This window comes from Vibrio sp. 10N.261.51.A4 (assembly GCF_041471945.1).
Lineage (GTDB): Bacteria > Pseudomonadota > Gammaproteobacteria > Enterobacterales > Vibrionaceae > Vibrio > Vibrio crassostreae_C.
This window is the reverse complement of sequence record NZ_JBFRPJ010000072.1, coordinates 12,161-31,197: the sequence shown is the minus strand read 5'-3', so window position 1 is coordinate 31,197 and position 19,037 is coordinate 12,161. Positions and strand designations below refer to the sequence as shown.

Sequence of the window (19,037 nt, the reverse complement as noted above, 5' to 3'; positions counted from 1 at the left end):
CTTAAACAATGCATCCGGACGCGGGATGGAGCAGTTTGGTAGCTCGTCGGGCTCATAACCCGAAGGTCGTCGGTTCAAATCCGGCTCCCGCAACCACATTACAGTTAAGCGCTATCTGTTGCCCAAGGCAGTAAGAGCAGCGATTAACTAATGCGATACTAGCTCAGTTGGTAGAGCGCAACCTTGCCAAGGTTGAGGTCATCGGTTCGAACCCGATGTATCGCTCCAGCTTTCTTCTAAAAAGCTATTAAGACTCTTTAAACCACCGTGTTTTTCTTTAGATCACAGAGTTTAAAGGCGACCACAAAGGTCACGCTCTTTCTTTAATGCTGCGAAGCATAATCCCCCCAAAAAGCAAATAATCCTCCATCATGGTGGATATTTTTTTGTCTTAAATTTTTCTTAGCAACTGGAATGCTAGTAAACATCAGGTCTCTGAAGCAGATACTTGAGGTTTTTCACATCTATAAACAGACTTATCCACAAAATGTTAGGTGTGGATAACTTGGTTGATAAAGTTATTTCAGTCTTAATTCTTTACCTATCCCTAAAAGATCTTTCTTGTTTTCAATATATTAGATGAATTACAGCGATCGTAACTTGTTGTTTTTTATCAAGTTGGATGCCTATCTTGGATTTAATAAAAGATCGTTAACTTGTTGTTTTTTGATCTTAATCATTTATCGGTACTGTGTTTAACTTTGCTCGGGTGTCGGAAGTTTACGAGAGTTCTGAATTTTTTCCACATTGTTAGAATTGAGAACAAGGTCAAACATTGTTCTAAAATTATGTGCAACGAGTTATCTTAAATATTGGACTATCGATGTGGGTGTCGCTGTCAATCGTTGATACCAAAAGGGCTAGGCGTCTCTTGGTAGTCCTTTCTCTACTATACGTATCAGTCTGTGCTTTTTGGTGGAGATTTTGCTGTTACTTTTTTGCACACAGCTATTTTTCTGCGTAGAGCTATCTTCTTGCACACTGCTAGCGTTGGGTAACTGCTGTAGTTGTTTATTCAAAGCCCACTCAATATGCACATCAAGCATTTCGTTTTTGCCTTGATGAGACTCCAGGGTTTCAATAATGCGTTGTTGAAATGGTGCATTGCCCATCGCAACAAAGATATTGCGTAACCACTGGGTGTGGCCGATACGTCTGATTGCTGAGCCTTCCATTTTCTTTAGGAAGGTTGCTTCGTCCCAACTTGAAAGTGAAACCAGATCGGCTTCTTGGAAATCTTCTCTGCGGTGAAAGTCTGTTTGCTCTGTGAGTTCGGCATGACGATTCCACGGGCAAACTAACTGACAATCATCGCAACCGTAGATACGGTTACCAATGGCATCTCTATACTCTTCAGGGATCACACCATCATATTCAATGGTTAAGTACGAAATACATTTGCGCGCATCAACCACGCCATCAGCAATAATGGCACCCGTTGGGCAAGAAGTGATACATGCGGTGCATTTGCCGCACTCATCAACACTGGGTTCATCCGTGGGAAGAGGGATGTTAACTAACAGCTCCCCTAGAAAGAACCAAGAGCCAGCGTCTTTATCAAGAATTAATGAGTGTTTACCTGTCCAGCCCAACCCTGCTTTTTGAGCGAGTGGTCTTTCCAAAATGGGCGCTGAATCGACGAAAGGGCGTGAGTCTAAACCCTCGACCTCTTTTTCAATTCTTTGTCCTAGCTTTTTCAACTGGTTACGGAACAATTTGTGATAGTCGCGGCCTAAAGAATAGCGGCTGATGTAGCCTTGAGTGGTATCGCTTAGGTTAGAGGCGAACTGAGCTTCTGGTGGTAGGTAGTTCATTCGAGCGCTGATCACTCGAATTGTGCCTGGGTGAAGTTCATCAGGACGTGCACGCATCATCCCATGTCGAGCCATCCAATCCATTTCGCCGTGGTTGCCTGCATCTAGCCATGCTTGAAGAGGGGCTTCGTGTTCACTTAAATCAACATCGCAGATGCCAACTTTTTGAAAGCCCAGCTCTTTTCCCCAGATTTTAATTTTTTCAGCAAGATGGTCTAGATTCATGGCTTATTTCTTATTTTCTCTGTTTTACAATTAGAGATAAGGCTAATTAAAATTAGGTTCGGCAAAAATGGGGGCGGATCTTAACGGATCTTAGTGGTGTTGACCAGAACAGACGCGTTTTGAGCAGTATTTTTCATAGAACTTACACTTGAGTGCTTGTCTCCCAAAAGCATCACGGTTTACTATTCTTGTTCTTTTGATTTTTATATAGTCAACGATCGATTTTTAGAGAACGTATTCATGAGCACGAAACAATTTACTTTGAAAGATGAACAAGCAACGATTCAACTAGGAACGGAGCTTTCTAATCTTTGCTCACAGCAGACGACTATTTATCTGCATGGTGATCTTGGCGCAGGCAAAACGACCTTTAGTCGTGGCTTTGTAAAAGCACTTGGCCATCAAGGAAATGTAAAAAGCCCAACGTATACTCTAGTTGAACCTTATCAACTTGCAGATTGGCAGGTGTACCACTTTGACCTTTATCGCCTAGCAGATCCTGAAGAGTTAGAGTTTATGGGAATTCGTGACTATTTTACGCCGGATGCTATCTGTTTGGTTGAGTGGCCTGAGAAAGGTTATGGGATGCTACCAGAAGCCGATTTGGATATTGATATTCGTTACCAAGACGATCACCGTATTGTTTCTTTAACCGCTAATAGTGAATACGGACAGCGCTTACTTAGTCAGTTGGAGTTATGTTGATTTCTAAACGCCTTATTTCAACAGTGGCCATGATGGCTGCTGTTTTTTCTATACTGTTTTCTTCACTTGTTTCTGCAAACTCACTGAAAAGTTTAAGGGTTTGGCCTTCTCCAGAAGAAACTCGTGTGGTTATCGACTTAAAATCAGAAGCGGACTTTAGCTATTTCACCCTGAGTAGCCCGAGTCGCTTAGTGGTTGATTTAAAAAATACCAGTCTTGCGACTAAGTTACCGGTCGAGGTGAAAGACAGCCCTGTTCTATCTAAGATTCGTAAGAGCTCACCGCCAGACAAAAACACCTATCGCTTGGTTTTTGAGTTAAAGAAGTCGTCTAAAGCAGAATTATTCAAACTGAGCCCGACCCCAGGTGGTCAGTATGGACACCGTTTGGTGATCGACTTACCTCATGGTGCGGCAAGTAAAGCGACATCGACACCGAGTAAGCCAACGGTAAGTAAGAACATTAATCAGGTTAAGCGCCAGAAAGATATTCTAATTGTGATTGATCCTGGCCACGGTGGTGAAGACCCAGGTTCGATTGGTCCTACGCGTAAATACGAAAAAGACGCGACTCTGAGTATTTCTAAGAAGTTAGCAGCTCAACTGAATGCGGTCCCGGGGATCAAAACTCGTATGACTCGTAATGCTGATTACTTTGTGAACCTGAATCGACGTGTTGCGATTGCTCGAGAGAATGAAGCTCACCTGTTGATCTCTATTCACGCCGACGCCTTTACGACGCCTCAACCAAGAGGTGGTTCAGTGTTTGTATTGAACACTCGACGCGCAAATACAGAGATCTCTCGTTGGATTGAGAATAAAGAGAAACAGTCTGAATTGCTTGGTGGTAGCGGTGCAGCGTTCACAAGCAATATTGATGATAAGAACGTAAACCAAACCCTGCTTGATTTGCAGTTTAGCCACTCTCAAAAAGAGGGCTACAAACTGGCAACGGCAATTCTGTCTGAAATGGGTAAGGTTGCGAAACTGCACAATAGCAAGCCGATTAACACCAGCTTAGCAGTATTACGTTCACCACAGATCCCATCAGTACTGGTAGAGACAGGTTTTATTTCGAATCCGACGGAAGAGAAGCTTCTTTTCCAACGTTCGCACCAAGATAAATTGGCACGAGCAGTGACTAAAGCGGTGGTTAAGTATTTGAAGGCTAACCCGCCTGAAGGGATTATCTTGTCTAACGCAACGTCATCAACGGGCAGCGTGAGCCAACATAAAGTCTCTCGTGGTGAGTCTTTGTCTGTGATTGCGAGCAAGTATGGTACGTCGACACAGACGTTGATGAAGTTCAACAATCTGAAATCGAGCAGCCTAGCAATTGGTCAAGTACTTAAGATTCCAGGCAATGCTTCAACTTCATCATCAAGCAGTGCGGTTAAAACGAAGACCATCACTCACACGGTTAAGTCTGGAGAGTACCTAGGTAAGATCGCCAGCCGCTATAAAGTGTCGGTGGCTGATATTAAACGTGAGAACCGTTTGAAATCAGAGACGGTGAGAGTAGGCCAAAAGTTACGTATTACGGTTGAAGTTAAAGATGTTCCTCTGCGCAAACACAAAGTTGCAAGAGGTGATTACCTTGGCAAGATAGCTTCGAAATACGGCGTGAGCGTCAACAGCATTCGCCAAGCGAATAAGCTAAGATCTGACAGTCTAGCTATCGGCCAAGTGTTGATTATTCCTCACAAGTAGTCTTGGGAATGCTAAACAGCTTCAGGTATATCAATGATAAAAAATAAGAACTAGTGCAAACGTAGCAGCGTTTCCATCAATGGCAGTAAGGTAGCTATAAATATGACGATCAAAATACTGCCAGCTCGGTTAGCTAACCAAATCGCAGCGGGTGAGGTGGTAGAAAGACCCGCTTCTGTTGTAAAAGAGTTGGTTGAGAACAGTTTGGATTCGGGTGCCACTCGTATCGATATTGATATCGAGAAAGGTGGCGCCAAGATGATCCGCGTTCGTGACAATGGTAAAGGCATCGTAAAAGATGAGCTTGCCTTGGCACTGAGTCGTCATGCTACCTCCAAAATCCACACTCTTGATGACCTAGAGGCGATCGTCAGCCTCGGTTTCCGTGGTGAAGCGCTGGCGAGTATTAGCTCGGTTGCGCGCTTGACCATGACTTCACGCCCTGCCACTCAAGATCAAGCTTGGGCAGCACACAGTGAAGGCCGTGATATGCAGGTGAAACTGCAGCCTGCGGCGCATCCTATTGGCACTTCGGTTGAGGTGTTGGACCTGTTCTTTAATACGCCAGCACGCCGCAAATTCTTACGCACCGAGAAAACTGAATTCACCCATATTGATGAGTTGCTTAAACGCATCGCATTGAGTCGTTTTGATGTGACGATCAACCTTCGTCATAACGGCAAGATGATTCGTCAGTACCGCGCTGCAAAAACACAAGTTCAAGCAGAAAAGCGAATCGCTGCGGTATGTGGCAATCCTTTTGTTCGTCATATGCTTAAGATCGAACTTGAGCATCAAGGCCTAAAACTTCATGGCTGGATCACCACGCCAGAAGGAGCAAGACAACAAAGCGACCTGCAATACTGCTATGTGAATGGTCGTATGATGCGTGACAAGCTGATCAATCATGCGATTCGTCAAAGCTACGAAACCAGCCTGCGTCCAGACCAATTCGCGACGTATGTGTTGTTCATTGAACTCGACCCACATCAGGTGGACGTGAATGTCCACCCTGCAAAACATGAAGTGCGTTTTCATCAAGCGCGCCTTGTGCATGACTTTATTTACCAAGCATTGAGTGATGGTTTAGCACAGAGCAAGCAGATCGATGCTGCACCAATCAATCAGTCGGCTTTTCATCAGTCAGAAGTGATTCATCATCAGCAAGATAGTACGAGCTCTGCAGTTGATGGTGTTGCAAGTTTCGCTGAGCCAGAAAGCGTAATGCCTAGCAGTTCGGATCAAACCCAAGTTTCGGATAGGGTGCGACACGCTATTGAGCAAACGCCTGCCTACCCGAGAAAAGCAGAATCAGAGCACGCTTTTGATAAGCCTCAACACAGCGTTAATGATGGTGGGCGACATTATGTTTCATCAATTAGCCCAAGCTCATCAACCAGTCCAAGTTCATTAGCTGGCCGAAGCTCGTCTGCTAGTGAAAGCAACTTTACAGGCTCTCCTCGCCAAGAGTGGATTGAGTCTCGACCTGAACCTAAAAAAGAGAAAGAGCCACACCAACATCATGGTGAACCCGCGCCATCTAAGCGAGAAGTGAAAGCCTATACAGAGCTTCTGAAAACGCCAGATTTTGATGAGCAAGTTGTACAGCCTTCACTTTCTCAAGAGCATGTGGCACCAGTAGAAACCAGAGACAACTTAGAAAATAAAGAAAATAAAGAAGCTAAGCCTGCTCAACAGAATCCTGTTCATTTAAAGCCAAGAGCACCTGTAACGGACTTGGGCAAAGCGGTCTCGATTGTGGAACGTCAGTATCTGGTAATGGGCAATAAGAACGGCAGTGTGCTGGTTTCCTTAGCTAAGGCTGAGTTATTGCGTGTTGTTGGTCAGCTTGATACTCGAGGTGGTGCGTTAAAAAGCCAACCACTATTGGTGCCTTTATCGATTAAGCTGGGTAGTGAACTTGTCGAAGTTGCTAAGGCGCTGAGTCAAACTCTGGCATTACTGGGGATTGAGCTTAAGGCGCGAAACAGCGAGGCGGTAATGGTGATGGGCGTGCCTTCTCCTTTAAGGCAGCAAAACTTACAAATTTTGATCCCAGATCTGTTATCTTACGCGGCTTCAATAAATGCCCAGGGTGCAGTGAAGCAACCTAATGACATGTTGTCAGCTTTGGTTAACTGGATCGGGATTCAAACCGCACAAGTAAAAAGCGACTACACTTTATCTGAAGCGGTTCAACTAGTTGGGGAACTAGAACAACTTTGGCATGGTCTACTTCCATTAGATGATCCAGAGTTTGTTAATCCTATCGACTTTTCAGCGACTATAGCCGCGTTTACGGTTTAATTTTTTCGCGACGACCTTTGTCTTTTTAGCTGAATACGTCGCGACACAAAGCCCTTTGCTAAAAAGCGCTAAAACAGAGAAGCAAATACAAAATATCATGACTGAAAAATTACCTTTAGCGTTGTTTTTAATGGGCCCAACGGCGTCAGGAAAAACAGATTTAGCTATCCGCTTACGTCAGAAATACCCTGTAGAGATCATCAGCGTCGATTCGGCATTGATCTACAAAGACATGGATATTGGTACCGCTAAACCGGATGCGGAAGAGCTTGAGCTCGCGCCTCATCGCTTGATTGATATTTTGGATCCAAGCGAAGCGTATTCTGCGGCAGATTTTCGTCGTGATGCGATCAATGAAATGAATAAGATTGTAGCGGAAGGCAAAATCCCGTTACTTGTTGGTGGCACAATGCTGTACTACAAAGCATTGTTGGAAGGTTTATCGCCATTACCAGCCGCGGATCAAGAGATTCGTAAGCAGATTGAAGCGGAATCTATCGAACAAGGTTGGCAGGCATTGCACGATCAATTAAGAGAGATAGATCCCGTATCCGCTGAAAGAATACACCCAAATGATCCACAAAGGCTTTCAAGGGCATTGGAAGTTTACCGAATTTCGGGTAAAACATTAACAGAGCTAACTCAAACGAAAGGCGATAGCCTGCCATTTCGTGTAAAACAATTTGCAATAGCTCCCAAGGAAAGGACTGAACTCCATCGCCGCATTGAGCTGCGTTTCGAGAAGATGATAGAAGCTGGGTTTGAAGATGAAATGAAGGCGTTGTACGCGAGAGAAGATCTTCACCCTGAACTGCCATCGATCCGATGCGTTGGTTATAGGCAGATGTGGGATTATTTAGACGGTAATTGTGATTTAGACGAAGCGGTTTTCCGTGGTGTCTGTGCAACCCGTCAGTTGGCCAAGCGACAAATCACCTGGTTGCGCAGTTGGGATGATTTAACTTGGTTAGATAGCGAAAACATTGATCAAGCGTTAGAAACTCTTTCAGATGCAATAGCATCTGATTAGTATTGCTGTGTATAATGTGATCGCTTTTGCGTGAATATACTCTGGAAAGGATCCGTTATTGAGGCTTTTAAAAATCACAGCCTTTCAATAACAACGGAGTTTTTTTATTCATTTAGCTCAGATGCAAAGGCCGCACCTTTTTGTGCACCACTAGCTAAATAATTACAACAAAATACAAATAAGGAAAATAAAATGGCTAAGGGGCAATCGCTACAAGACCCATTCCTAAATGCACTCCGTCGTGAGCGCATTCCAGTCTCTATCTATCTTGTTAACGGCATTAAGCTGCAAGGTCAGATCGAGTCTTTCGATCAATTCGTGATCTTATTGAAGAACACAGTAAACCAAATGGTTTACAAGCATGCGATTTCTACTGTGGTACCTGCTCGCGCAGTTAGTCACCACAGCGGCGAGCAACGCACGCCATCTGATCGTCCAGAGAAGACTGAAGATTAATCGTTCAATTTGTACAGCTTGCGCTGTAATAAGGAGTTGGTTGCTTGTTTGACCGTTATGAATCCGGCGAGCGAGCCGTACTTGTTCATATCAACTTCACGCAAGAGGGAGAATGGGAAGATCTAAGCGAATGTGAAATGCTGGTCTCCTCAGCGGGGGTAGAAACGCTACAAGTGATTACTGGTAGCCGACAATCCCCACTCCCTAAATACTACGTTGGAGAAGGTAAAGCCCTAGAAATCGCACAAGCTGTTCAGCTGACCGGTGCTGAAATTGTGATTTTTAACCACTCCCTCTCTCCTGCCCAAGAGCGCAACCTCGAGCAATTGTGTAAATGTCGTGTGATTGATCGCACGGGTTTGATCTTAGATATTTTTGCACAACGTGCGCGAACTCATGAAGGTAAGCTACAAGTTGAGCTCGCTCAGCTTCGTCATATCTCTACCCGATTGATTCGTGGTTGGACTCACCTTGAAAGGCAGAAAGGTGGTATTGGTCTTCGTGGTCCAGGTGAAACTCAACTGGAAACCGATCGACGTTTGTTGCGTGACCGTATAAAGGCAATACTACGTCGTTTAGCGAAAGTTGCTAAACAGCGTGAACAAGGACGACGTGCTCGTAATCGAGCTGAAATCCCAACAATTTCTTTGGTTGGTTATACCAACGCAGGGAAATCAACACTTTTCAATCGCATCACAAGTGCTGGTGTTTATGCGGCAGACCAACTGTTTGCAACCCTAGACCCAACACTACGTAAGATTGATTTGGCAGATGTCGGGCCTGCAATTCTCGCAGATACCGTAGGTTTTATCCGTCATCTACCACACGACTTGGTCGCTGCGTTCAAGGCAACATTACAAGAGACGCAGGAAGCTGACATTTTGTTACATGTTGTTGATGCCAGTGATGACCGCTTTCGTGAGAACATTCAGGCTGTTCATGAAGTATTAGAAGAAATCGATGCTCATGAAGTGCCAACCCTTGTAGTCATGAACAAAATTGACTGCATGGAAGACCAAAAACCTCGAATTGAAAGAGACGAAGAGGGCGCACCTCGCGCTGTTTGGGTTTCTGCAATGGAAGGAGAAGGTATTGAGCTACTGTTTGAAGCTTTAACTGAGCGTTTAGCTAGCCAGATGGTTCAATTCCGGTTGTGTATTCCACATCAACATCAGGGTCGCATTCGCAGCTTATTCTTCGAGATGAAATGTATTCAGCAGGAAGAGTATGATGAAAATGGTAACTTGTTGATAGATATCCGAATGCAACAAATAGATTGGTCTAAACTTGAAAAAAGAGAAGGGGCGCTCTTAGGTGACTTTATCGTTACCAAAGAGACTGCTACAGTATAACGTCATATCAAATGATGGAGCTTTCTAATGGCGTGGAATGAGCCTGGAAATAACAACAACGGCGATAATAACGGCCGCGATAATGACCCTTGGGGTAATAAAAATAATCGCGGCGGCCGAGATCAAGGACCGCCAGATCTAGACGAAGTGTTTAGTAAACTAAGTCAAAAGTTAGGTGGCAAGTTTGGTAAAAAGGGTGGCAACGGTAACGGGCCATCTATTGGTGGTGGCGGTGCAATTGGCTTTGGTGTCATTGCCGTTATTGCTATTGCTATCTGGTTCTTCGCTGGTTTCTACACCGTTGGCGAAGCAGAAAGAGCAGTAGTACTTCGACTGGGTCAGTTCGACCGTATAGAAGAACCTGGTCTTAACTGGCACCCACGCTTCATCGATGAAATCAGTGATGAGCAACTAGTAAACGTTCAAGCGATTCGTTCTCTACGTGCTGCTGGCACGATGCTAACGAAAGATGAAAACGTTGTGACCGTTGAAATGGGTGTTCAATACCGTGTTTCTGACCCATACAAGTACTTGTATCGTGTAACGAATGCAGACGACAGTTTACGTCAAGCAACCGATTCCGCGCTTCGTGCGGTAATTGGTGACTCACTAATGGATAGTATCCTGACAAGTGGTCGTCAGCAGATTCGTCAAAGCACTCAAGAAACGTTGAACCGTATTATTGATAGCTACGATATGGGTATTCTGATTGTTGATGTGAACTTCCAGTCAGCACGTCCACCTGAGCAAGTGAAAGATGCATTTGATGATGCTATCGCGGCTCGTGAGGATGAAGAGCGTTTCGAGCGTGAAGCTGAAGCTTACCGAAATGACATTCTTCCAAAAGCAACAGGTCGTGCTGAGCGTTTGAAGAAAGAAGCGGTGGGTTACTCAGAGCGCACAGTTAATGGTGCTCTAGGTCAAGTTGCTCAATTCGAGAAACTGCTACCTGAATACCAAGCTGCTCCTGAAGTAACACGTAACCGTATGTACCTAGATACAATGGAAAAAGTGTACTCAAGCACATCGAAAGTCCTGATTGATTCTGAATCAAGCGGTAACTTGCTATACCTACCAATTGATAAGCTAGGCGCACAAGGTGGTTCTCAGTCGGGCTCTCGCCCTGCAAAAGCATCATCAACTTACGATCAAATTGAGTTAGAAACTCAAGCGGATCCAAAGCCTAGCACTCAAACTCGTTCAGACAGTTCACGCCAAGGGAGATACTAATAATGCGTAAATTAATGATCCCTGTATTAGTTGTGACGATTGCCCTTCTATTGATGTCAGTGTTTGTGATTCAAGAAGGTGAGCGTGGCATGGTAATTCGTTTTGGTCGAGTTCTCGATGACAACGGCGTATCACGAATCTATGAACCAGGTCTGCACTTTAAACTACCGATGTTTGATCGCGTAAAAGTACTTGATGCTCGTATTCAAACGATGGATGGCCGTTCTGACCGTTTCGTAACATCAGAGAAAAAAGACGTTCTAATTGATACTTACGCAAAATGGCGTATTGCTGATTTTGGACGTTTCTATCTGAGTACCGGTGGCGGTAATATCATGACGGCAGAAGCACTTCTTGAGCGTAAAGTGACAGATGTTCTTCGTTCTGAAATTGGTTCTCGTGAAATTAAGCAGATCGTGTCAGGCCCTCGTAACAAGGACATCCTGCCAGACTCTGCTGATAGCGAAGTCGTCACAACGGTAGCGGCTGCAGAAGCACTAGAAGTTGATGGCGAACGCGATAAGATCATGGAAAACGTTTTGTCTGGAACGGCAGAAAGTGCGATGGCTGATTTAGGTGTTGAAGTTGTTGATTTTCGTATGAAGAAGATTAACCTTCCTGACGAAATCAGTGAATCTATCTACCGCCGTATGCGTGCAGAACGTGAATCGGTTGCTCGTAGACACCGTTCTCAAGGTCGTGAGAAAGCGGAAGTTATCCGTGCTCAAGCTGAGCTAGAAGTGGCAACAGTTCTTGCTGAAGCTGACCGTACAGCTCGAATCACTCGTGGTGATGCGGATGCAGAAGCAGCGAAGATCTACTCTGATGCGTTCAGCAAAGATCCTGAGTTCTACGGCTTCATGCGTTCATTGCAAGCTTATGAGACATCATTTAGCGATAAGAGCGACATTCTAGTACTGGATCCGAAGACTGACTTCTTCCAATACATGAATCAAGCAAGCGGCGCTCCAGCAAAATAAGCTGATGCGTTAGCGAATGCTTAGCTTAATAAGCAAAATACGTTAAAACTTAAAAGGCTCCCATTGTGGGAGCCTTTTTGTTTTCTATGACTTCTTTCAGGAGGAGACATGTTTGTGGATTCACTATTGGGGCGCGAGGGAAGGCGCTTAACAGAGTGGTACTTATAAACAGATTAGTACTTATAGAAACTAACGGTAGGTCATGAAAGCGATAACCGCTCCAGCCACCACAAGACAGCCTCCAATGCGGCGCAGTTGCGTGTCTGGTTGCTCGCTCAGTTGCGCGACCATGTTTCTCCAGCCATTGGGTGCAATCAAGGGGCCGAGCCCTTCCACAATAAGTACGAGCCCAATAGCGAGCCAAATTGATTGAGACATGGTTCTGCCTTTTGTCTGTAAAAAAGCAATGATATCAGTATCTTTACACATCTGCCCCCAGTTATGGCTGGTTTATTTTTGTACAGCGTTAACGTTTATGAACAAAAAGTGACTGCAAGAAGTGTGATTCAGTGCTAGAATCCATTTTTAATTAGCAACAGAAATTGGAAAGATGGGAAATAACGTAGTCGTTCTAGGCACCCAATGGGGTGATGAAGGTAAAGGTAAAATCGTTGACCTTTTAACTGAAGATGCAAAATACGTGGTTCGCTACCAAGGCGGTCACAATGCAGGTCACACACTTGTAATTGACGGTGAAAAAACCGTTCTTCACTTAATTCCATCAGGCATCCTACGTAATAACGTTAAATGTGTTATTGGTAACGGTGTAGTATTATCGCCTGACGCACTTCTAAAAGAAATGAAGCCTCTTGAAGATCGCGGTATTCCAGTACGTGAACGTCTTTTCATCTCTGAAGCTTGTCCTCTAATTCTTCCGTACCACATTGCAATCGACAACGCGCGTGAAATCGCTCGTGGCGCTAAAGCTATCGGTACAACGGGTCGTGGTATCGGTCCTGCTTACGAAGATAAAGTTGCTCGTCGCGGTCTACGCGTTGGCGACCTTTTCGATAAAGAAGCATTTGCTGAGAAGCTAAAAGAAGTGATGGAATTCCACAACTTCCAACTAGAGCACTTCTACAAAGCTGAAACAGTAAGCTACGAAGAAGTTCTTGAGCAAGCGATGAGCTACGCAGATATGTTAACTGCGATGGTTATCGACGTAACTGACGAACTAGACGCAGCACGTAAGCGCGGCGACAAGATCATGTTCGAAGGTGCTCAAGGTACGCTACTAGATATCGACCACGGTACTTACCCATACGTAACGTCTTCTAACACGACTGCTGGTGGTGTTGCTGCAGGTTCTGGTTTCGGTCCTCGTCACATCGGTTACATCCTTGGTATTACTAAGGCTTACTGTACTCGTGTTGGTTCAGGTCCATTCCCTACTGAGCTATACGATGGCCTTGAGAAGCAAGACCCAGTTGGTAAACACCTAGGCGATGTTGGTCACGAGTTTGGCGCAACAACTGGTCGTCTACGTCGTACTGGTTGGTTCGATGCTGTTGCGATGCGTCGTGCAATCCAAATCAACTCTCTATCTGGTATGTGTCTAACTAAACTAGACGTTCTAGATGGCCTAGAAGAACTAAAAATCTGTACTGGTTACAAGATGAAAGATGGTTCTATCCTAGAAGTTTCTCCAATGGCTGCTGAGTCATTCGAAGAAGCGACGCCAATCTACGAAACAATGCCTGGTTGGTCTGAAAACACATTTGGTGCTAAATCTATCGACGCGCTTCCACAAGCTGCTCTAGATTACATCAAGCGTATCGAAGACCTAACTGGCGTTCCAATTGATATCGTATCAACTGGCCCAGATCGTAACGAAACTATCATCAAGGTTCACCCATACGGCGCATAATGCCTGCTGAGTGATTACCAGGCACGAACAGTGCTTTGATAATAAAATAGTTTTCTAAAAGCCGACTTTATTAAGTCGGCTTTTTAATACCTGCAATTTAGCCGTTCACTCTTTGATGGTGATCTTTTAAGCGTCATCAGGCAAAATATTGCCCATTAGCGGCAAGTTTTGTCTAAAGCCGTCGGGGTTATTGCCGATACAGATATCATGGAAAGTGAAGTTCACCCTGTTTTGTGCGTGTAGAAACCCTCTGCATTCCTCAATAGATAACTTTAGCGACAGATAATAGAGTGCAGGTATGAAGCTACGAATTGTGGCAGCTTCATTAATAATGGCGCTGAGCTCACCCTTGAGTCATGCTAATTTGGCTGATGTGGGAGAGCCCGTTCCAATATATACAGAAGCTGAACTGATTAATTTAATCGAAAATAATCAACATCTAGAGCGAGTGAAAGCTGATAAGTGCCAGTTAGTTGAAGATATCGTTGCTCGCGCAACGCGTATTAGCTTGCCTTCTTATGAGTTTTTATACGGTGATATGTTGGCTTGGGGTGTGTGTGTTCCACAAGATGTAGAGCTTGGCCTTTACTATATGGAGAACGCGGCACATCAAGGTTTACCCGCTGCATTAGAGCAGTTAGGTCGTTATTACTCTCGTGGTACTTTGGTACAACAAGATCAAGAGCGTGCGATTCCGTATCTACGTGAAGCGGCCTCTATGGGTAACTTAAGTGCGAGCATTCACTTAGCGGAACTCTTGTTACGTGACTACGGTAGCCCATTGGATTATGAAGATGCTTACCGTTGGTTGTATAACTCGGTAACCGCAGACCAAAGACAACACAGACGTATCACTGTGCTTCGTAGCGGTCTGGAACAGAGAATGCCAGACAATATTATTGCTCGAGCAAAGCGTCGAGACGTGTTCTGGTAATACCGAACAAAAAACCTGTAATGATCCCTGCACTCATTGTTACAGGAAACAAGACTTAAAAAGCCCCGCCTAATTTAGTTAGTGCGGGGCTTTTTACGTTTAGGAGGTCATGCTATTCGATTGCGAGTTTATTGAACCACCTCACCAGACTCAATCACCGTTTCACGAACAACCTTAGTGAAATCGAGTGCTTCTTGACGAATCTTATCTTCGTCTACCGTTAGCATGTCGCGATCTTGCATGATGATCTTGCCATCAACGATGGAGTGACGAACATTGCCTGAGTTAGCTGAGTACACCAGTGCTGAGTATGGGTTGTAGACTGGAACCATGTTTGGCGCCTTAGTATCGATCACTATGATGTCAGCCAGTTTGCCTGCTTCAAGAGAGCCGATCTTATCTTCCATGTGCAGCGCTTTTGCTGCGCCAATGGTCGCCATGTCGATCACTTTGATCGGCGGCATCGCAGCACGATCTTTGTTAACTAACTTGTGAACCTTAGCGACTTGGTTGAATTCATCAATGGTGCTCAGTGTGTTACCAGACATTGGACCATCGGTACCTAAACCGATACGCACGTTTTCGTCATACATCTTAAGCGCAGGTGATACGCCTTTTGCTGACTTGATGTTAGCACTCATGTTATGAGCCACGCCCATATCCGATTTCTTCACCAGTTCGATATCATGATCGTCAACAAGGATCATGTGTGCACCCACCAAGTTCTTGTTGAGTGCGCCAATGCTGTCCATGTATTGAACCGGGGACAATCCATCAGAACGCTCTGCGATTTTCTCTTCTTCACGGTGTGATTCTGCAAGGTGAATCATTACTGGAACATCTAATTCTAGGGATAGTTTAGATATTTTCTGAAGGATCTCTGTGGTGTTGGTGTAAGGCGCATGCGGGGCAAACGCTGGTGTGATGCGTGGGTGATCTTTGTATTCTTCAATGAAGTTCAACGCGTACTTAATGCCTTCTTCTGCGTTGGCAGCGTCGGCGACTGGGAACTTAATCACCGTTTCACCTAGGATGGCACGCATACCGATCTTATCGACGGTTTTTGCGACTTCATCTTCGAAGTAGTACATGTCGGCGTAAGTGGTCACACCGCCTTTCACCATTTCAACGTTACCTAGGTTGGCACCAATGCGTACCATGTCTCGCGATACTAGCTTCTTCTCTAGCGGAAAGATGTAACGGTGCAGGCGATCTGGCACATCATCGGCTAACGAACGGAAAACTGTCATTGATACATGAGTATGAGTATTGATGAGACCCGGCATAACGATATCGCCATCAACGTCTAACACTTGCTTAGCTTGGTACTGCTTTTCTAGTGAAGGATCTCCAACCGCAATGATTTTGTTGTCTTTGACGACAACAGTACCGCTTTCATAAACCGTTTTGTCTTGGTTCATGGTTAGAACCATCGCATCGGTAATCATCAGGTCAGCCTTTTCCATTGCCGAACTTGCGAATGGGAACAGCGCTAGGCTCGCCATAGCTGAAGCCAATAAAGTGCGTTTTAGTTTCATATCATACCCAGAACAGGAGTTGGTAAAGTGCGTGGATAATAGTGTATTTCATTCATGGCGCAAACGTTTGTTTTATCGTTTGCTTGAAATTTTGATGATAATCCACGTCTATGAAGCGATGTTTCACAAAGTGAAGATATGTATCAATCTGAGGTTATTTGAGTGTTTTCTAAAGCATATCTGTAGCTTACCCCTAGCATCAGATATACTAGGGGTATATACCTTCCTTGCTTAAGCAGGCCCGCCTATGTCAAAAAACACACCAACGTCAGAAAACACGACAGCGACAACCACTGTTGATCCTTTTGCCGACCGAGAGTCGAAAAATTACGATAACCCAGTACCAAGCCGAGAGTTCATTATTTCGTTTTTAACAGACGCGAATATTCCGATGAACCGCAACGATCTATTCGAAGCTTTGGGTCTTGCTGGAGAGGAACAATATGAAGGGCTGCGTCGTCGTTTACGTGCAATGGAGCGTGATGGACAGCTTATCTTTACTCGTCGTCAGTGCTACGCATTGCCTGAGAAGATGGAACTGATCAAAGGCTATGTGATTGGTCATAAAGACGGTCATGGTTGGGTTCGCCCAGACGGCAGTGTGGGTAAAGACAATGATATCGTGCTGCCGCATCATCAGATGAAAACCATCATGCACGGTGATTACGTATTGGTTCAGCCTACTGACAACAGTAAGCGTGGCCGTCGTGAAGGTCGCTTGGTTCGTGTGCTTGAAGAGCGTAAAACGCCACTTGTTGGTCGCTTCTTCCTAGAGTACGGCCATTCTTACGTTGTTGCTGATGATTCGCGTATTAGTCACGACATCCAGATCCCTACTGAGCATAAAGGCGGTGCTCGAATGGGTAATGTGGTTGTGATTGAAATTACGGATCGCGGTGGTCGTTCTCGTAACATGATGGGGAAAGTAACCGAAGTTCTTGGTGAAAACATGGCGCCGGGTATGGAAACGCAGATTGCGATCCGTACTCACCAGATCCCACAAGAGTGGCCTGAAGCGGTAGATAAGCAAATCGAAAACCTAGGTGAACATGTTCCTGAAGAAGCAAAAGAAGGACGTGTAGACCTGCGTAAACTGCCATTGGTTACCATTGATGGTGAAGATGCGCGTGACTTCGATGATGCGGTTTACTGTGAAGCGAAGAAAGGCGGCGGCTGGCGTCTATGGGTAGCGATTGCTGACGTAAGTTACTACGTTCGCCCAGATACAGCGCTAGACAAAGAAGCGATTAACCGTGGTAACTCGGTATACTTCCCGTCACAAGTCGTGCCAATGCTGCCAGAAGTGCTTTCAAATGGTTTGTGTTCATTGAACCCTCAGGTAGACCGTTTATGTATGGTGTGTGAGATGACTATCTCAGACAAAGGTAAACTGTCAGGCTACAAGCACTACGAAGCGGTAATGAATTCTCATGCTCGTCTTACTTATAACAAAGTAGGCGCGATCTTAGATGGCAATGAAGAATTACGTGAGCGTTACGAACCTGAAGTACCACATCTTGAAGAGCTTCATAAGATGTATAAGGTGCTTAAGAAAACGCGTGACGAACGTGGTGCGATTGAATTTGAAACGGTAGAAACTAAGTTTATCTTCAATGCGGATCGTAAGATCGACCGTATTGAACCGGTAATTCGTAACGATGCACACAAGATCATCGAAGAGTGTATGATTCTGGCGAACATCGCATCGGCATCTTACGTAGAGAAAGCGAAAGAGCCTGCTCTGTACCGTGTTCACGAAACTCCGGGCGAAGAGCGCTTAATGGGCTTCAAGAGCTTTTTAAGTGAATTAGGTTTAACACTGGAAGGTGGTCTGTCGCCATCACCAGTAGACTATGCACAACTGATGCAACAGATTAATGAACGTGAAGATCGTGAATTAATCCAAACTATGCTGCTACGCTCAATGAAGCAAGCGGTATACAACGCGGATAACGCGGGTCACTTTGGTTTAGCTCTTAAACGCTATGCTCACTTTACCTCGCCAATTCGTCGTTACCCAGATTTGCTATTGCACCGTGCGATTAAGTACCTTATTGCGAAAGAAGAAGGTCGTAACAGCGAACGTTGGACGCCAACTGGTGGTTACCACTACACTTTCGATGATATGGACTTCTACGGCGAGCAGTGTTCAATGACTGAACGTCGTGCTGATGACGCAACGCGTGAAGTAAACGACTGGTTGAAGTGTGAATACATGCAAGACCATGTCGGTGAGGTGATGGATGGTGTGATTGCCAACGTGACTGGTTTTGGCTTCTTTGTTCGTCTAACTGAACTGCACATTGATGGCTTGGTACACATCTCAGCGCTAGCGAATGATTACTACCAATTTGATGCTGTTGGTCAGCGTCTAGTGGGTGAAAGCTCAGGTAATATCTACCGCTTGGGTGATTCGGTTAAAGTGAAGGTTTCTGCGGTTAATTTAGAAACTCGCCAAATCGACTTTGACTTAGAAGACACTGATCGTCAGCCGCGTGGCAAAGGCAAAACAGCCAAGAAGCGTGCAGCAGAAGCGATGAAAAAGGCGAAAAGCAAGAAGCGCTCAGCAGTGAAGAGTAATAAACCAGGTGTATCAGCGAAGCCTATGGTTGAGCCAACTAAGCGACCTGACGGAAGCAGCGAAGGCCCTGCTAAGAAGAAAAAGCCAGCGAATAAAACCGGTGCTGCTAAAGCTCGCGCTAAGAAAAAGCGTACAGCAAGCCGTAAGCCAAAGGCTGATAACTCTTAAGACTGATAAATCTTAAGGCTAATAAGGCGCTCTGCTAATCAGGTTTAGCGCCTACTGATTTAGTGTGGAATGACTTTAATGCGAGAGTATCAGGCACAAGACGCATACTCTCGAAATGAACAACACAGAGGTGGACACATC

Annotated in this window: 14 protein-coding genes and 2 tRNA genes; 13 read left to right on the top strand and 3 right to left on the bottom strand. The window is 45.0% G+C overall.

The features are described from left to right. The first annotated feature begins 19 nt into the window (after positions 1-19). Positions 20-96: transfer RNA gene (locus AB4384_RS16255), tRNA-Met, on the top strand. Positions 97-152: 56 nt separating this feature from the next. Next, positions 153-228: transfer RNA gene (locus AB4384_RS16250), tRNA-Gly, on the top strand. A gap of 632 nt (positions 229-860) precedes the next feature. On the opposite strand, the gene queG is transcribed toward AB4384_RS16250, so the two are convergent. Further along, complete coding sequence (queG, locus tag AB4384_RS16245; RefSeq protein ID WP_017059922.1) at positions 861-2,039, bottom strand: tRNA epoxyqueuosine(34) reductase QueG; 1,179 nt, start codon at positions 2,037-2,039, stop codon at positions 861-863. A gap of 240 nt (positions 2,040-2,279) precedes the next feature. On the opposite strand from queG, the gene tsaE reads away from it, so the two are divergent. From tsaE to hflC, 8 genes are all read left to right on the top strand, one after another. Then, a complete protein-coding gene (gene tsaE, locus AB4384_RS16240; RefSeq protein WP_004735870.1) occupies positions 2,280-2,744 on the top strand; it encodes a tRNA (adenosine(37)-N6)-threonylcarbamoyltransferase complex ATPase subunit type 1 TsaE in 465 nt (154 codons plus the stop codon). Then, a complete protein-coding gene (locus AB4384_RS16235) occupies positions 2,738-4,453 on the top strand; it encodes an N-acetylmuramoyl-L-alanine amidase (protein WP_372129813.1) in 1,716 nt (571 codons plus the stop codon). The genes tsaE and AB4384_RS16235 overlap by 7 nt, the downstream gene beginning before the upstream one ends. A 102-nt stretch (positions 4,454-4,555) precedes the next feature. After that, on the top strand, positions 4,556-6,760 hold the full coding sequence (gene mutL / locus AB4384_RS16230; protein WP_372104678.1) for a DNA mismatch repair endonuclease MutL: 2,205 nt from the start codon (positions 4,556-4,558) through the stop codon (positions 6,758-6,760). A gap of 97 nt (positions 6,761-6,857) precedes the next feature. Then, a complete protein-coding gene (gene miaA, locus AB4384_RS16225) occupies positions 6,858-7,790 on the top strand; it encodes a tRNA (adenosine(37)-N6)-dimethylallyltransferase MiaA (protein ID WP_017059926.1) in 933 nt (310 codons plus the stop codon). A 192-nt stretch (positions 7,791-7,982) separates the two neighbouring features. Next, complete coding sequence (hfq, locus tag AB4384_RS16220) at positions 7,983-8,246, top strand: RNA chaperone Hfq (protein WP_017059927.1); 264 nt, start codon at positions 7,983-7,985, stop codon at positions 8,244-8,246. A gap of 44 nt (positions 8,247-8,290) precedes the next feature. Next, complete coding sequence (gene hflX, locus AB4384_RS16215) at positions 8,291-9,598, top strand: ribosome rescue GTPase HflX (protein WP_017059928.1); 1,308 nt, start codon at positions 8,291-8,293, stop codon at positions 9,596-9,598. Positions 9,599-9,625: 27 nt separating this feature from the next. Beyond that, positions 9,626-10,828 carry an FtsH protease activity modulator HflK gene (gene hflK, locus AB4384_RS16210; RefSeq protein WP_017067930.1) on the top strand — a complete coding sequence of 401 codons (1,203 nt, stop codon included), beginning with the start codon at positions 9,626-9,628 and terminating at the stop codon, positions 10,826-10,828. Between the two features lie 2 nt (positions 10,829-10,830). Then, entirely contained in the window at positions 10,831-11,808 is a 978-nt protein-coding gene (gene hflC, locus AB4384_RS16205) for a protease modulator HflC (protein ID WP_017059930.1), read from the top strand. A gap of 189 nt (positions 11,809-11,997) precedes the next feature. On the opposite strand, the gene AB4384_RS16200 is transcribed toward hflC, so the two are convergent. After that, positions 11,998-12,186 carry a DUF2065 domain-containing protein gene (locus tag AB4384_RS16200; protein ID WP_010434105.1) on the bottom strand — a complete coding sequence of 63 codons (189 nt, stop codon included), beginning with the start codon at positions 12,184-12,186 and terminating at the stop codon, positions 11,998-12,000. Between the two features lie 172 nt (positions 12,187-12,358). On the opposite strand from AB4384_RS16200, the gene AB4384_RS16195 reads away from it, so the two are divergent. Both AB4384_RS16195 and motX read left to right on the top strand, forming a co-directional pair. Next, complete coding sequence (locus AB4384_RS16195) at positions 12,359-13,675, top strand: adenylosuccinate synthase (protein WP_010434108.1); 1,317 nt, start codon at positions 12,359-12,361, stop codon at positions 13,673-13,675. 298 nt (positions 13,676-13,973) lie between these two features. Next, positions 13,974-14,609: a flagellar protein MotX gene (gene motX, locus AB4384_RS16190; protein ID WP_017063177.1), complete on the top strand. Its 636-nt coding sequence runs from the start codon at positions 13,974-13,976 to the stop codon at positions 14,607-14,609. Between the two features lie 128 nt (positions 14,610-14,737). On the opposite strand, the gene AB4384_RS16185 is transcribed toward motX, so the two are convergent. Continuing rightward, positions 14,738-16,147, bottom strand: a complete 1,410-nt coding sequence (locus AB4384_RS16185) for an amidohydrolase (protein WP_372129812.1) — start codon at positions 16,145-16,147, stop codon at positions 14,738-14,740. Between the two features lie 247 nt (positions 16,148-16,394). Between AB4384_RS16185 and rnr the strand changes: the two genes are divergently transcribed. Further along, entirely contained in the window at positions 16,395-18,896 is a 2,502-nt protein-coding gene (gene rnr, locus AB4384_RS16180; RefSeq protein WP_372129811.1) for a ribonuclease R, read from the top strand. Positions 18,897-19,037 lie beyond the last annotated feature (141 nt).

What these genes read in the sequence shown, in the direction of transcription:
- rnr (WP_372129811.1), top strand. Translation starts at nt 16,395, where the DNA reads ATGTCAAAAAACACACCAACGTCAGAAAACACGACAGCGACAACCACT.
- motX (WP_017063177.1), top strand. Translation starts at nt 13,974, where the DNA reads ATGAAGCTACGAATTGTGGCAGCTTCATTAATAATGGCGCTGAGCTCA.
- hfq (WP_017059927.1), top strand. Translation starts at nt 7,983, where the DNA reads ATGGCTAAGGGGCAATCGCTACAAGACCCATTCCTAAATGCACTCCGT.
- AB4384_RS16200 (WP_010434105.1), bottom strand. Translation starts at nt 12,186, where the DNA reads ATGTCTCAATCAATTTGGCTCGCTATTGGGCTCGTACTTATTGTGGAA.
- queG (WP_017059922.1), bottom strand. Translation starts at nt 2,039, where the DNA reads ATGAATCTAGACCATCTTGCTGAAAAAATTAAAATCTGGGGAAAAGAG.
- AB4384_RS16235 (WP_372129813.1), top strand. Translation starts at nt 2,738, where the DNA reads ATGTTGATTTCTAAACGCCTTATTTCAACAGTGGCCATGATGGCTGCT.
- AB4384_RS16185 (WP_372129812.1), bottom strand. Translation starts at nt 16,147, where the DNA reads ATGAAACTAAAACGCACTTTATTGGCTTCAGCTATGGCGAGCCTAGCG.
- hflK (WP_017067930.1), top strand. Translation starts at nt 9,626, where the DNA reads ATGGCGTGGAATGAGCCTGGAAATAACAACAACGGCGATAATAACGGC.
- miaA (WP_017059926.1), top strand. Translation starts at nt 6,858, where the DNA reads ATGACTGAAAAATTACCTTTAGCGTTGTTTTTAATGGGCCCAACGGCG.
- AB4384_RS16195 (WP_010434108.1), top strand. Translation starts at nt 12,359, where the DNA reads ATGGGAAATAACGTAGTCGTTCTAGGCACCCAATGGGGTGATGAAGGT.
- mutL (WP_372104678.1), top strand. Translation starts at nt 4,556, where the DNA reads ATGACGATCAAAATACTGCCAGCTCGGTTAGCTAACCAAATCGCAGCG.
- tsaE (WP_004735870.1), top strand. Translation starts at nt 2,280, where the DNA reads ATGAGCACGAAACAATTTACTTTGAAAGATGAACAAGCAACGATTCAA.
- hflC (WP_017059930.1), top strand. Translation starts at nt 10,831, where the DNA reads ATGCGTAAATTAATGATCCCTGTATTAGTTGTGACGATTGCCCTTCTA.